Source organism: Citrobacter amalonaticus (assembly GCF_001559075.2).
Classification (GTDB): domain Bacteria; phylum Pseudomonadota; class Gammaproteobacteria; order Enterobacterales; family Enterobacteriaceae; genus Citrobacter_A; species Citrobacter_A amalonaticus_F.
The window spans coordinates 4,773,851-4,787,673 of the sequence record NZ_CP014015.2 but is presented as its reverse complement, the minus strand read 5'-3'; the positions used below and the strand labels follow the sequence as shown (position 1 = coordinate 4,787,673).

The following is a 13,823-nucleotide window of genomic DNA, read 5'->3' as shown; positions in this document are numbered from 1 at the left end:
CAGGCACTGGATAAGCATGGAAACAAAAAAAAATAATAGTGAGTACATCCCTGAGTTTGAGAAATCCTTTCGCCATCCGCGCTACTGGGGCGCATGGCTGGGCGTCGCGGCGATGGCGGGTATCGCCTTAACGCCTGCGTCCTTTCGCGACCCGCTGCTGGCGAAAGTGGGCCGTTTTGCCGGACGTCTGGGCAAAAGCTCGCGTCGTCGGGCGCTGATTAACCTGTCATTGTGCTTTCCGGAACGTAGCGAAGCTGAGCGCGAAGCTATTGTCGATGAGATGTTTTCAACCGCGCCACAGGCCATGGTGATGATGGCGGAACTGGCGATTCGCGGTCCGGAGAAAATTCAGTCGCGCGTTGACTGGGAAGGGCTTGAGATCATCGAGGAGATGCGCCGTAACAATGAAAAGGTGATCTTCCTGGTGCCGCATGGCTGGGGCGTGGATATTCCGGCGATGCTAATGGCGTCTCAGGGCCAGAAGATGGCGGCGATGTTCCATAATCAGGGAAACCCGGTGTTTGATTACGTCTGGAACACGGTTCGTCGCCGCTTTGGCGGTCGCCTGCATGCGCGTAATGACGGCATCAAGCCGTTCATTCAGTCTGTTCGTCAGGGCTACTGGGGATATTATCTGCCCGATCAGGATCATGGCCCTGAACACAGTGAATTTGTCGATTTCTTTGCCACCTATAAAGCGACGCTGCCAGCCATTGGACGACTGATGAAAGTGTGTCGGGCGCGCGTCATCCCGCTGTTCCCGGTCTATAACGGCGATACCCACCGACTGACGATTCAGGTGCGCCCGCCAATGGACGATCTACTGACCGCAGATGACAACACCATCGCCCGTCGAATGAACGAAGAGGTGGAAATTTTTGTTGGTCCGCATCCCGAGCAATATACCTGGATTCTGAAATTGCTGAAGACCCGCAAACCGGGCGAGATCCAGCCATATAAGCGCAAAGATCTCTACCCCCTCAAATAAAAAAAGGCCTCTCACATGAGAGGCCTTTTTATACCAGCAGTCGATTACTCGACGGTCAGAATACGCGTGGTATTGGTTGAGCCAATGGTGCTCATCACGTCGCCCTGCGTCACGATCACCAGATCGCCGGACACCAGGTAGCCTTTATCACGCAGCAGATTCACCGCTTCGCTTGCTGCGACAACGCCTTCTGCCGCGCTGTCGAAATGTACCGGCGTGACGCCGCGGTACAGCGACGTCAGGTTCAGCGTACGCTCATGTCGGGACATGGCGAAAATCGGCAGCCCGGAGCTGATGCGCGAGGTCATCAGCGCGGTACGACCGGATTCCGTCATGGTAATGATCGCGGTCACCCCTTTCAGGTGGTTTGCCGCGTACATGGCGGACATCGCAATCGCTTCTTCAACATTGTCGAACTGTACGTCCAGACGGTGTTTAGAGACATTGATGCTGGGGATTTTTTCTGCACCCAGGCAGACGCGCGCCATCGCCGCGACGGTTTCCGCCGGGTACTGGCCTGCCGCCGTTTCGGCTGACAGCATGACCGCATCGGTACCATCCAGCACGGCGTTCGCGACGTCCATCACTTCCGCACGGGTTGGCATTGGGTTGGTGATCATCGACTCCATCATCTGGGTCGCGGTAATCACCGCGCGGTTCAACTTACGTGCGCGACGAATCAACGTCTTCTGGATGCCGACCAGTTCCGGATCGCCAATCTCAACGCCGAGGTCGCCACGAGCGACCATCACCACGTCAGAGGCCAGAATGATGTCATCCATCGCATTCTGATCGCAAACCGCTTCGGCACGTTCGACTTTGGCCACAATCTTGGCATCACAGCCCGCATCACGCGCCAGGCGACGAGCGTAGTTCAGGTCTTCGCCGCAACGCGGGAAGGAGACAGCCAGGTAATCAACGCCAATCTGAGCGGCGGTCACGATATCGGCTTTGTCTTTTTCGGTCAGGGCTTCAGCGGAGAGACCGCCACCCAGTTTGTTGATGCCTTTGTTGTTGGAGAGCGGGCCGCCCACGGTCACTTCCGTGAACACTTTCATGCCCTGAACTTCCAGCACTTTTAACTGCACGCGACCATCGTCGAGCAGCAAAATGTCGCCAGGTACCACGTCTGCCGGCAGACCTTTGTAGTCAATGCCGACTTTTTCTTTGTCGCCTTCACCTTTACCCAAGTTGGCATCCAGAAGAAATTTGTCACCGATGTTGAGGAATACTTTGCCTTCTTTAAAGGTCGAGACGCGAATTTTTGGCCCCTGGAGGTCACCCAGAATGCCTACGTGGCGTCCCAATCTGGCAGCGATCTCACGAACTTTATCCGCGCGCATTTTATGATCTTCTGGCGAACCGTGAGAGAAATTCATCCGCACGACGTTAGCACCAGCGGCGATAATCTTCTCAAGATTGTTATCGCGGTCGGTAGCCGGGCCTAATGTCGTAACGATTTTGGTTCTGCGAAGCCTTCTGGACATGTAATACTCCGTTGACTGAAACAACTAGGTGTTGCGTGAAAATTGATCCGGCAGTTCTGAAAAAACTTACACCCGTCATACTTCAGGTTGCCTGTGTGTTGGCTTCCTTGCTCACCCCAGCCACTTACTTCAGTAAGCTCCGGAGGATTCGCTGCGTTGCCGCCTTTGTGCAACTCGAATTACTTAGGGTCTACATAGCATAGCGAACAAAACCGGATGACGAATTTAAGTCGTACTTATTATTGCTATTAGCGGTCATTACTCTTGATGAGCAGTTCTTTATCAAAACGCGATTCCTTGAGCGCTTCTTTGACACGCTTCAAGTTATCTCTGAATTTTGCCCCACGGCGCAAAGTAAATCCCGTAGCCAGCACATCTATCACGGTCAACTGCGCAAGTCGAGAGACCATGGGCATATAAATGTCAGTATCTTCCGGCACATCGAGCGTAATTGCCAGCGTGGCTTCACGCGCCAGCGGCGTATCGGCGGAGGTTAATGCGATCACCATGGCATCGTTTTCACGCGCAAGCTGCGCCAGTTCGACCAGACTCTTGGTGCGACCAGTATGCGAAATCAGCACGACCACGTCATCGTCACTACAATTCATACAGCTCATCCGTTGCAAAACGACGTCGTCGGAGTAGACAACCGGAACGTTGAAACGGAAAAACTTGTTCATGGCGTCATGGGCGACGGCGGCGGACGACCCCAGACCAAAGAAAGCAATTTTCTTGGCCTGCGTCAGGAGATCCACCGCGCGGTTGATCGCCGATTTGTCCAGCGACTGGCGAACGTGGTCAAGACTGGCCATCGCTGATTCGAAAATCTTGCCCGTATAGGACTCGACACTGTCATCTTCATCCACATTACGATTAACATAAGGGGTACCATTTGCCAGACTTTGTGCCAGATGCAGTTTAAAATCAGGGAAGCCCCGGGTTTCCATGCTGCGACAAAAACGGTTCACCGTCGGTTCACTGACGTTGGCTTCCTGCGCAAGCGTGGCAATGCTGCAATGGATGGTCCGCTCGGGTGAGGCGAGGATGACATCGGCGACTTTGCGTTCAGATTTGCTCAAATGTTCCAGTTGAGACTGGATCTTTTCCAGCATATTCATGATGTAGACTCAAGGAAATAACGATTTCAGTGATACCAGAAATCGAGAGGCAATTTTGGTAGATAGTACCCCTGCAAATCAGAGAAGGGGGCAAAATGGTCAGAAGAGTTGTTGTTTTTTTTCATAACATGATCAACATCGTGTTTTGACTCAACGTTATGCGTCGCAAACCGACGACGATTTTGACCATTTTGCGCCGTTAAGCGCCAACCGCACGGGGGGTTAAGCGTTTACGGTTTCCGGAATCACGTAAAAGCAGTACAGTGCACTGTAATAAAATTACAAGTAAAGCCTGGCAAAGTACCAGGATAGCTAACTAAGGAGAATGACATGGCGGTAACGCAAACAGCCCAGGCATGTGACCTGGTCATTTTCGGCGCGAAAGGCGACCTTGCGCGTCGTAAATTGCTGCCTTCCCTGTATCAACTTGAAAAAGCCGGTCAGCTCAACCCGGATACCCGCATTATTGGGGTAGGCCGTGCCGACTGGGATAAAGATGCCTATACGATGGTGGTGCGCGAAGCGCTCGAAACCTTCATGAAAGAGAAGATTGATGAAGGATTGTGGGACACCCTGAGCGCTCGCCTGGATTTCTGCAATCTGGATGTGAACGACACCGCGGCATTTACCCGTCTGGGGAAGATGCTCGATCAGAAAAACCGCACCACGATCAACTACTTCGCTATGCCGCCAAGCACGTTTGGCGCAATCTGTAAGGGACTGGGCGAAGCGAAACTGAATGCCAAACCGGCGCGCGTGGTGATGGAAAAACCGCTGGGTACTTCACTGGCGACATCCCGCGAGATCAACGATCAGGTTGGCGAGTATTTTGAAGAGTGCCAGGTTTACCGTATCGACCACTATCTGGGGAAAGAGACCGTTCTGAACCTGCTGGCGCTGCGTTTTGCCAACTCCCTGTTTGTGAATAACTGGGATAATCGCACGATCGATCATGTGGAAATCACCGTGGCAGAAGAGGTGGGCATTGAAGGGCGTTGGGGTTATTTCGACCAGGCCGGTCAGATGCGCGACATGATCCAGAACCACCTGCTGCAAATTCTGTGCATGATTGCGATGTCGCCGCCGTCGGATCTGACCGCTGACGCCATCCGTGACGAAAAAGTGAAGGTGCTGAAGTCGCTGCGCCGTATCGATCGCTCAAATGTGCGTGAAAAAACCGTTCGCGGTCAGTACACCACCGGCTTCGCTCAGGGCAAAAAAGTCCCGGGCTATCTGGAAGAAGAGGGCGCGAACAAGAGCAGTAACACCGAAACGTTTGTGGCGATCCGCGTGGACATCGATAACTGGCGCTGGGCAGGCGTGCCGTTCTACCTGCGCACCGGTAAGCGTCTGCCGACGAAATGCTCTGAGGTTGTGGTTTACTTCAAAACGCCTGAACTGAACCTGTTTAAAGAGTCCTGGCAGGATCTGCCGCAGAACAAGCTGACCATTCGTCTGCAGCCGGATGAAGGCGTGGATATTCAGGTCCTGAACAAAGTTCCGGGTCTTGACCACAAGCATAACCTGCAAATCACCAAGCTGGATCTGAGCTACTCCGAGACCTTCAATCAAACGCATCTGGCGGATGCTTACGAGCGTCTGCTGCTGGAAACCATGCGCGGTATTCAGGCGCTGTTTGTGCGTCGTGATGAGGTTGAAGAGGCGTGGAAGTGGGTCGACTCCATTACCGAAGCGTGGGCGATGGACAATGATGCGCCGAAACCGTATCAGGCCGGGACCTGGGGACCGGTGGCCTCTGTGGCGATGATCACCCGTGACGGTCGTTCCTGGAACGAATTCGAGTAAAAAAGCGTCTAACTCTTCCGTGTTATTTTACCGGTAACATGATCTAACACAGATTGTTGAGCAATTTTTGCACTTTTAAGCCTCGTGTGGATTCACCCGCGAGGCTTTTTTTATTACACTGCCTGAAACGATTTTGCCCCTGAGCTCCGGTGAACAAGCGTTTCCTGTGTTTTTAACCATAGTAAATGAACTTGCCAAACCTGTAGCTCTGACAGATAAATTTCAGGAGCCTCTATGAATCCAAAATTGTTACGCGTAACACAGCGTATTGTTGAACGTTCCCGTGAGACCCGTTCTGCCTACCTCGCTCGTATAGAACAGGCTAAATCCTCGACCGTTCACCGCTCACAACTGGCATGCGGGAATCTGGCGCACGGATTCGCGGCCTGCCAGCCAGACGATAAAGCCTCTCTGAAAAGCATGTTGCGTAACAATATCGCGATCATCACCTCCTACAACGACATGCTCTCCGCCCATCAACCCTACGAACATTACCCGGATATCATTCGCAAAGCGCTGCATCAAGCCAATGCGGTCGGGCAGGTTGCGGGCGGCGTTCCGGCAATGTGCGACGGCGTGACGCAGGGGCAGGACGGTATGGAGCTTTCGCTGCTGAGTCGCGAAGTGATTGCGATGTCCGCTGCGGTAGGACTCTCTCACAACATGTTCGACGGCGCGCTGTTCCTCGGCGTCTGTGACAAAATCGTCCCGGGCCTGGCGATGGCGGCGTTGTCATTCGGTCATCTGCCTTCCATCTTCGTGCCGTCAGGTCCAATGGCGAGCGGCCTGGCGAACAAAGAGAAAGTCCGCATTCGTCAGCTCTATGCCGAAGGTAAAGTTGATCGCATGGCGCTGCTGGAATCTGAAGCCGCCTCCTATCATGCGCCGGGCACCTGTACGTTCTACGGTACCGCGAACACCAACCAGATGGTGGTGGAGTTCATGGGGATGCAACTGCCGGGATCTTCGTTTGTTCACCCGGATGCTCCGCTGCGTGAAGCGCTGACGGCGGCAGCGGCACGCCAGGTGACGCGCCTGACCGGTAACGGCAACGAATGGATGCCGATCGGCAAAATGATTGATGAGAAAGTGGTGGTGAACGGGATTGTCGCGCTGTTGGCGACCGGCGGTTCAACGAACCACACCATGCACCTGGTGGCGATGGCCCGCGCTGCGGGTATCCAGATTAACTGGGATGACTTTTCTGATCTCTCCGACATCGTGCCGCTGATGGCGCGTCTCTATCCTAACGGCCCGGCGGATATTAACCACTTCCAGGCCGCAGGCGGCGTCCCGGTCCTGATGCGCGAACTGCTGAATGCGGGTCTGCTGCATGAAGACGTCAACACCGTGGCCGGTTTCGGCCTGAAGCGCTACACCCTGGAGCCGTGGCTGAACAATGGTGAACTCGACTGGCGTGAAGGCGCGGTCAAATCGCTGGACAGCAATGTGATTGCCTCCTTTAACCAGCCGTTCTCTCACCATGGCGGCACTAAGGTGCTGAGTGGTAACCTCGGTCGCGCGGTCATGAAAACGTCCGCCGTACCGGTCGAGAACCAGGTGATTGAAGCGCCGGCCGTTGTTTTTGAAAGTCAGCATGATGTCCTGCCGGCCTTTGAAGCAGGTCTGCTTGACCGCGACTGCGTGGTGGTTGTGCGTCATCAGGGACCAAAAGCGAACGGAATGCCAGAATTACATAAACTCATGCCGCCACTTGGTGTATTATTGGACCGTCGTTTCAAAATTGCGTTGGTTACGGATGGTCGACTTTCCGGTGCGTCCGGTAAAGTGCCTTCAGCCATCCATGTAACCCCGGAGGCCTATGATGGCGGACTGCTGGCAAAAGTACGCGATGGCGACATTATTCGGGTGAACGGACAGACAGGTGAATTGACGCTGCTGGTGGATGAGGCGGAGCTTGCCGCTCGCCAGCCGCATATCCCGGATCTGAGCGCATCGCGCATCGGTACGGGGCGTGAAATGTTCAGCGCGCTGCGTGAACAGTTGTCCGGCGCAGAACAGGGCGCAACCTGTATTCATTTTTAAGGCATATTTTGTAATCAGGCGAGAGAAAAACTCAGATGAAAAACTGGAAAACAAGTGCAGAAGCAATCCTGACCACCGGCCCGGTTGTCCCGGTGATCGTAGTGAATAAACTGGAACACGCTGTGCCGATGGCAAAAGCGCTGGTTGCGGGTGGGGTGCGCGTACTGGAAGTGACGTTACGTACCGCCTGCGCGATGGATGCTATCCGTGCTATCGCCAAAGAGGTTCCGGAAGCCATCGTGGGTGCGGGTACGGTGCTGAATCCGCAGCAGCTGGCAGAGGTCACTGCTGCCGGTGCGCAGTTCGCTATCAGCCCGGGGCTGACTGAGCCACTGCTGAAAGCGGCAACCGAAGGCACGATCCCGCTGATCCCGGGCATCAGTACCGTTTCTGAACTGATGCTGGGTATGGACTACGGTCTGAAAGAGTTCAAATTCTTCCCGGCGGAAGCGAATGGCGGCACCAAAGCGCTGCAGGCCATTGCCGGTCCGTTCTCTCAGGTGCGTTTCTGCCCGACTGGCGGCATCTCTCCGGCTAACTATCGCGATTACCTGGCACTGAAAAGCGTGCTGTGCATCGGCGGTTCCTGGCTGGTGCCGAATGACGCGCTGGAAGCCGGTGATTACGATCGCATCACCAAACTGGCGCGCGAAGCGGTTGAAGGCGCGAAGCAGTAAGCTACCAATGTGTAAACCGTAGGCCCGATAAGACGCCTTAGCGTCGCCATCGGGCTTTGCCGGATAGCGGCATGACCGCCTTATTCGGCCTACGGCTGCTGTTGTTACCCTGTCACTTTCACCTGCGCGGCGGCGTTTTTCGCGCGTTCAATAGCGTCATCAATGTTGTCAGCCGTTGCCAGCGCCACGCCCAGACGACGCGTCCCATCGATTTCCGGCTTACCGAAGAAACGGACCTGCAAACCGGCGCCGACGGCAGCCTGAACATTGCCAAACGTCACGTCCTGACTGGTCAGTTGCGGTAAAATCACGGCAGAGGCTGCCGGACCATACTGACGAATAGCGCCCACGGGCAGTCCGAGAAAAGCGCGTACGTGCAGGGCAAACTCCGACAAGTCCTGAGAGATCAACGTCACCATGCCGGTATCGTGCGGGCGAGGGGAGACCTCGCTGAAGATGACCTCATCCCCGCAGACAAACAGCTCTACGCCAAACAGACCGTGACCACCCAGGGCTAGCACCACTTTACGGGCAATGTCCTGAGCGCGTTCCAGCGCCAGCGCGCTCATCTGCTGCGGCTGCCAGGATTCACGATAGTCGCCATCTTCCTGGCGATGACCCACCGGAGCACAGAAATGGACGCCATCGACGGCGCTGACGGTGAGCAGGGTGATTTCAAAATCAAACTTCACAACCCCTTCGACGATGACCCGACCGGCACCTGCGCGACCGCCCTGTTGGGCATAGTCCCAGGCTTGCGCCAGCTGCGTTTCGGAACGAATAAAACTCTGCCCTTTGCCGGAAGAACTCATCACCGGTTTGACAATGCAGGGATAACCAATTTCAGCCACGGCGTCGCGGAAGGTGGCTTCACTGTCGGCAAAACGGAAGGTTGAGGTGGGCAGTGCCAGTTCTTCTGCCGCCAGACGGCGAATACCTTCACGGTTCATCGTGAGTTTTGTCGCGCGTGCGCAGGGCACGACGTTCAGTCCTTCTTGTTCCAGCGTCACCAGCATATCTGTGGCAATGGCTTCAATCTCCGGCACGATATAGTGCGGTTTCTCCAGCTCCACTACGCGGCGAAGCGCGTCGCTATCCAGCATATTAATGACGTGCGAACGATGCGCGACATGCATGGCCGGTGCGTCGGCATAGCGGTCCACCGCGATCACTTCCACGCCGAGACGCTGGCACTCGATGGCCACTTCTTTACCCAGTTCACCAGAACCCAATAACATCACCCGAGTTGCTGCCGGACGCAGCGCTGTGCCTAATACCGTCATGAATATATCCCCCAACAAATTTGGCCGCAGTATATACGAAAACGTTTGCGTCTGTCTTTATTGCCAGGTTGATTTCAGCGGTAAAATAGAATATACTGTACATAAATACAGTAATATTGAGAGGCTGCAATATGGCGGTTGAAGTTAAATACGTAGTCATTCGGGAAGGTGAGGAAAAAATGTCATTTACCAGCAAAAAGGAAGCCGATGCGTATGACAAAATGCTGGATACGGCGGATCTGCTCGACACCTGGCTTGAACAGTCCCCGCTGGCGCTGGAAGACGAACAGCGTGAAGCGCTGTCGCTGTGGCTGGCCGAACAAAAAGAGGTGCTGAGCACCATCCTCAAAACCGGCAAGTTGCCTTCTCCGCAGGTGGTTGAGAATGACGCCTCTGCCGGGGACGATACGCAGGCGGCCTGAATCTGACTTGCGCTCCTGACGTTTTGTACCATGCTTTTTCCTGAATCAATGTGCTACCAGGTAAAGGAAAAGTATGAAAAGAAAAGGTGCGTTAATCAGCCTGCTGTTGTTAAGCGCCAGTCTGTCGGTGTCGGCGGCAGAGACTGACAGCAAAACCGTCAAATTCCCCCATTGCGATGGTCTCGATGCGACAGGTATTGCCGCAAGTGTGAAACGTGATTATCAGCAAAATCGCGTGGTGCGCTGGGCAGACGATCAAAAACGGGTAGGGCAAGCTGACCCGGTTGCCTGGGTCAATCCGAAAGAGATTACCGGGCAGGACGGGAAATGGACGGTGCCGCTGACCGTGCGCGGGAAAAGCGCGGATATTCATTATCAGGTGAAGGTCGACTGTAAGGCCGGCACGGCGGAATATCGTTCGCAATAGCGCGAACATTTGCGCATCTTTAGCGCCGGCAGACATTTCCTGACATCCCCTCGGGTACGCTTTGAAAATTCATTGTCAGTACTTGAGGGATAAAATGGCTAACTGGCTTAATCAATTACACTCTCTTCTCGGGCAAAACGGATCGTCCTCCTCTTCTTCAGGTGAACAGGGATTAAGTAAGCTGCTGGTACCCGGCGCGCTGGGTGGTCTGGCTGGGTTACTGGTCGCCAGCAAATCCTCCCGCAAACTGCTCAGCAAATACGGCACCAGCGCACTGTTGGTCGGCGGCGGCGCGGTGGCAGGAAGCGTGCTGTGGAACAAGTACAAGGATAAGGTTCGCGCGGCGCATCAGGATGAACCGCAATTTGGCGCGCAAAGCACGCCGCTGGATGTGCGCACCGAACGGCTGATCCTGGCGCTGGTCTTCGCCGCGAAAAGTGACGGCCATATCGATGCCAAAGAACGGGCGGCAATCGAACAGCAGCTGCGTGAAGCAGGTGTTGAAGCGCAAGGGCGTGCGCTCATCGAGCAGGCGATTGAACAACCGCTGGATCCGCAGCGCCTGGCGCAGGGGATCCGCAATGAAGAAGAGGCGCTGGAGATCTATTTTCTCAGCTGTGCGGCCATTGATATCGACCACTTTATGGAGCGCAGTTACCTGAACGCACTGGGTGATGCGCTGAAGATCCCGCAGGATGTTCGTGATGGCATCGAGCAGGATCTGCAACAGCAAAAACAGGCGCTACCCGACTAACAAACGACCTCCGGCGGCATGTTTCGCTTGCATCATTCGTCAGTTTTGCCACCCTTAGAGGGTGTATAAAGACGAAAGAACAACGACATGCTGCCGAAAGCCAATCGCATTCCTCACGCCATGACTCTCCATGGCGACACTCGCATTGATAATTACTACTGGCTGCGGGACGACAGCCGTTCGCAACCGGATGTGCTGGCGTACCTGAAACAGGAAAACCAGTACGGACATCAGGTGATGTCCACGCAACAGGCATTGCAGGAACGCGTGCTGAAAGAAATTATCGATCGTATTCCTCCCCGCGATACCTCTGCGCCCTGGGTGAAGAACGGGTATCGCTATCGCCATCTCTATGAACCCGGATGTGAGTACGCCATTTATCAACGTCAGTCCGCGCTGAGTGAGGAATGGGATGACTGGGAAACGCTGCTTGATGGCAACAAACGGGCGGCACACAGCGAGTTCTACACTCTGGGAGGGCTGGCGATAACGCCGGATAACACCATTATGGCGCTGGCGGAAGATTATCTTTCGCGCCGCCAGTACGGGATCCGTTTTCGCAATCTGGAAAACGGCAACTGGTATCCGGAGATGCTGGATAACGTGGATCCTGAGTTTGTCTGGGCGAATGACTCGCTGACCTTCTACTATGTGCGTAAACATGCGACGACGCTGCTGCCCTGGCAGGTCTGGCGGCACACTGTCGGCACCCCGTCGACACAGGACGAACTGATTTACGAAGAAAAAGACGACACCTTCTACGTCAGCCTGCACAAAACGACGTCGCAACATTACATCGTCATTCATCTGGCAAGCGCGACAACCAGCGAGGTTTTACTGCTGGATGCTGAACTGGCGGATGCTGAACCGTTCATCTTCCTGCCGCGCCGCAAGGACCACGAATACAGCCTCGATCACTATCAACATAAGTTTTATCTGCGTTCGAACCGCGAGGGTAAAAATTTTGGTCTTTATCGCACCCGTGTGCGCGATGAGAAACAGTGGGAAACGCTGATCCCGGCCCGTGAAGCGATCATGCTGGAAGGGTTTACTCTTTTTACCGACTGGCTGGTGGTGGAAGAACGCCAGCGTGGCTTGACCAGTCTGCGGCAGATCAATCGTAAAACTCGCGAGGTGGTGGGGATCGCCTTCGACGATCCGGCTTATGTCACCTGGCTTGCTTATAACCCGGAACCGGAAACCTCGCGCCTGCGCTATGGCTACTCCTCGATGACCACACCGGACACGCTGTTTGAACTGGACATGAACACCGGTGAACGACGGGTCATTAAACAGACAGAGGTGCCGGGATTTGACGCCGCCAACTATCGCAGTGAACACCTGTGGATCACCGCGCGTGATGGCGTCGAGGTACCGGTCTCGCTGGTTTATCATCAGAAACATTTTCGCAAAGGGCAAAATCCGCTACTGGTTTACGGCTACGGCTCCTACGGCGCCAGTATGGATGCCGATTTCAGCAGCAGTCGTTTAAGCCTGCTGGATCGTGGATTCGTCTATGCCATCGTCCACGTGCGAGGCGGAGGCGAACTGGGGCAGCAGTGGTATGAAGACGGTAAGTTCCTCAAAAAGCGCAATACCTTCAACGATTATCTCGATGCCTGCGACGCGCTGATTGCCCAGGGCTACGGCTCGCCCTCACTCTGCTATGGCATGGGGGGTAGCGCGGGAGGAATGCTGATGGGCGTGGCGATCAACGAGCGTCCCGAACGTTTTCATGGCGTGGTTGCCCAGGTGCCGTTTGTGGATGTGGTGACGACGATGCTGGATGAGTCGATACCCCTGACGACCGGCGAGTTTGAGGAGTGGGGGAATCCGAAAGATCCGCAGTATTACGCCTACATGAAAAGCTACAGTCCGTACGATAACGTCAGGGCGCAGGCATACCCACATCTGTTGGTCACCACCGGACTGCATGATTCGCAGGTCCAGTACTGGGAACCGGCAAAATGGGTGGCGAAACTGCGTGAGCTGAAAACGGATGACCATCTGCTGTTACTGTGTACTGATATGGATTCCGGGCACGGCGGTAAATCAGGCCGTTATAAATCCTGGGAAGGTGTGGCGTTGGAATTTGCTTTCCTGATTGCTCTGGCGCAAGGAACATTGCCCGGTAATGGCGCGATTCAGGCGTTATCCAGATAGTGTTTGAGGGTTAAACGCAGCTCCGGGCTCATGCTGTCGAGGTTGTTAAACAACCAGCGCAGATAGCCCGGGTCGCGCTCCGCGACATCCGAAACGGCTTTGCCGCGATACTTGCCAAAGGTGAAGGTGGTCAGTAACCCCGGCCGCCCGGTGATGTCGACCATCTGCTCTGCCGTCCAGCCGGAAGTATTCATAATATCGATGAGCAGCGCAGCGGTGATATAGCAGTCATAGAGTGCGCGGTGGTGATGCAGACCCGCAGGCGTTTGCACGTTCAGCTTACGTGACTTATAGAGCGCCATATTGCTGTACTTAATCCCCGGCCAGAGGCGGCGGGAAAGTTTCATGGTGCAAATCCACTCGCCTGGCATGTCTGGCAGCACGCGACGGTCAAAGCTGGCGTTGTGCGCCACATACCATTCGCTGCCGTAATAGTGGGGGATGACCTCTTCAATCCACGGCTTATCCGCCACCATCGCTTCGGTAATACGATGAATGGCCATGGCCTGCGGCGAGATCGGCCGGTCAGGGCGCACCAGGTGGCTCATAGGATTCACGATTTTACCGTCAACCACGTCAACAGAGGCGATCTCTACAATCCCGCCCTGCAGGCCACAGGTCTCAGTATCGATGATGCGCAGCATGTAAAACT

Annotated in this window: 12 protein-coding genes; 8 read left to right on the top strand and 4 right to left on the bottom strand. The window is 54.9% G+C overall.

What is annotated here, in order from left to right:
* Positions 1 to 16: 16 nt before the first annotated feature.
* Positions 17 to 988 carry a lauroyl-Kdo(2)-lipid IV(A) myristoyltransferase gene (gene lpxM, locus AL479_RS23110; protein WP_061077815.1) on the top strand — a complete coding sequence of 324 codons (972 nt, stop codon included), beginning with the start codon at positions 17 to 19 and terminating at the stop codon, positions 986 to 988.
* A 44-nt stretch (positions 989 to 1,032) separates the two neighbouring features.
* On the opposite strand, the gene pyk is transcribed toward lpxM, so the two are convergent.
* Positions 1,033 to 2,475, bottom strand: coding sequence for a pyruvate kinase (gene pyk / locus AL479_RS23105; RefSeq protein WP_043000365.1), 1,443 nt, complete (start codon positions 2,473 to 2,475; stop codon positions 1,033 to 1,035).
* A gap of 248 nt (positions 2,476 to 2,723) precedes the next feature.
* Entirely contained in the window at positions 2,724 to 3,593 is an 870-nt protein-coding gene (locus AL479_RS23100) for a MurR/RpiR family transcriptional regulator (RefSeq protein WP_061077814.1), read from the bottom strand.
* 330 nt (positions 3,594 to 3,923) lie between these two features.
* Here AL479_RS23100 and zwf point away from each other — a divergent pair, with 330 nt between their 5' ends.
* The 3 genes from zwf (at position 3,924) to kdgA (ending at position 8,122) form a co-directional block, all read left to right on the top strand.
* Positions 3,924 to 5,399, top strand: coding sequence for a glucose-6-phosphate dehydrogenase (zwf, locus tag AL479_RS23095; RefSeq protein ID WP_061077813.1), 1,476 nt, complete (start codon positions 3,924 to 3,926; stop codon positions 5,397 to 5,399).
* A gap of 234 nt (positions 5,400 to 5,633) precedes the next feature.
* Entirely contained in the window at positions 5,634 to 7,445 is a 1,812-nt protein-coding gene (edd, locus tag AL479_RS23090; protein ID WP_061077812.1) for a phosphogluconate dehydratase, read from the top strand.
* A gap of 35 nt (positions 7,446 to 7,480) precedes the next feature.
* Complete coding sequence (kdgA, locus tag AL479_RS23085) at positions 7,481 to 8,122, top strand: bifunctional 4-hydroxy-2-oxoglutarate aldolase/2-dehydro-3-deoxy-phosphogluconate aldolase (RefSeq protein WP_042318438.1); 642 nt, start codon at positions 7,481 to 7,483, stop codon at positions 8,120 to 8,122.
* 104 nt (positions 8,123 to 8,226) lie between these two features.
* Here kdgA and purT read toward each other — a convergent pair whose 3' ends face one another.
* Positions 8,227 to 9,405, bottom strand: a complete 1,179-nt coding sequence (purT, locus tag AL479_RS23080; protein WP_061077811.1) for a formate-dependent phosphoribosylglycinamide formyltransferase — start codon at positions 9,403 to 9,405, stop codon at positions 8,227 to 8,229.
* A gap of 131 nt (positions 9,406 to 9,536) precedes the next feature.
* Here purT and yebG point away from each other — a divergent pair, with 131 nt between their 5' ends.
* The 4 genes from yebG to ptrB all read left to right on the top strand — a co-directional run bounded on the left by yebG (position 9,537) and on the right by ptrB (position 13,171).
* Positions 9,537 to 9,827, top strand: coding sequence for a DNA damage-inducible protein YebG (yebG, locus tag AL479_RS23075; protein ID WP_061077810.1), 291 nt, complete (start codon positions 9,537 to 9,539; stop codon positions 9,825 to 9,827).
* 73 nt (positions 9,828 to 9,900) lie between these two features.
* The gene (gene yebF / locus AL479_RS23070) at positions 9,901 to 10,254 is read left to right on the top strand and encodes a protein YebF (RefSeq protein ID WP_061077809.1); all 354 of its coding nucleotides are present in this window, start codon (positions 9,901 to 9,903) and stop codon (positions 10,252 to 10,254) included.
* Between the two features lie 94 nt (positions 10,255 to 10,348).
* Positions 10,349 to 11,008: a tellurite resistance TerB family protein gene (locus AL479_RS23065; RefSeq protein ID WP_061077808.1), complete on the top strand. Its 660-nt coding sequence runs from the start codon at positions 10,349 to 10,351 to the stop codon at positions 11,006 to 11,008.
* Positions 11,009 to 11,095: 87 nt separating this feature from the next.
* Positions 11,096 to 13,171, top strand: a complete 2,076-nt coding sequence (ptrB, locus tag AL479_RS23060) for an oligopeptidase B (protein WP_061077807.1) — start codon at positions 11,096 to 11,098, stop codon at positions 13,169 to 13,171.
* On the opposite strand, the gene exoX is transcribed toward ptrB, so the two are convergent.
* Positions 13,153 to 13,815: an exodeoxyribonuclease X gene (gene exoX, locus AL479_RS23055; protein WP_043000375.1), complete on the bottom strand. Its 663-nt coding sequence runs from the start codon at positions 13,813 to 13,815 to the stop codon at positions 13,153 to 13,155. The genes ptrB and exoX overlap by 19 nt on opposite strands.
* Positions 13,816 to 13,823 lie beyond the last annotated feature (8 nt).

Bases quoted from the DNA above. Each gene is read 5' to 3' on its own strand.
- lpxM (WP_061077815.1), top strand. From the start codon at position 17: ATGGAAACAAAAAAAAATAATAGTGAGTACATCCCTGAGTTTGAGAAA.
- pyk (WP_043000365.1), bottom strand. From the start codon at position 2,475: ATGTCCAGAAGGCTTCGCAGAACCAAAATCGTTACGACATTAGGCCCG.
- AL479_RS23100 (WP_061077814.1), bottom strand. From the start codon at position 3,593: ATGAATATGCTGGAAAAGATCCAGTCTCAACTGGAACATTTGAGCAAA.
- zwf (WP_061077813.1), top strand. From the start codon at position 3,924: ATGGCGGTAACGCAAACAGCCCAGGCATGTGACCTGGTCATTTTCGGC.
- edd (WP_061077812.1), top strand. From the start codon at position 5,634: ATGAATCCAAAATTGTTACGCGTAACACAGCGTATTGTTGAACGTTCC.
- kdgA (WP_042318438.1), top strand. From the start codon at position 7,481: ATGAAAAACTGGAAAACAAGTGCAGAAGCAATCCTGACCACCGGCCCG.
- purT (WP_061077811.1), bottom strand. From the start codon at position 9,405: ATGACGGTATTAGGCACAGCGCTGCGTCCGGCAGCAACTCGGGTGATG.
- yebG (WP_061077810.1), top strand. From the start codon at position 9,537: ATGGCGGTTGAAGTTAAATACGTAGTCATTCGGGAAGGTGAGGAAAAA.
- yebF (WP_061077809.1), top strand. From the start codon at position 9,901: ATGAAAAGAAAAGGTGCGTTAATCAGCCTGCTGTTGTTAAGCGCCAGT.
- AL479_RS23065 (WP_061077808.1), top strand. From the start codon at position 10,349: ATGGCTAACTGGCTTAATCAATTACACTCTCTTCTCGGGCAAAACGGA.
- ptrB (WP_061077807.1), top strand. From the start codon at position 11,096: ATGCTGCCGAAAGCCAATCGCATTCCTCACGCCATGACTCTCCATGGC.
- exoX (WP_043000375.1), bottom strand. From the start codon at position 13,815: ATGCTGCGCATCATCGATACTGAGACCTGTGGCCTGCAGGGCGGGATT.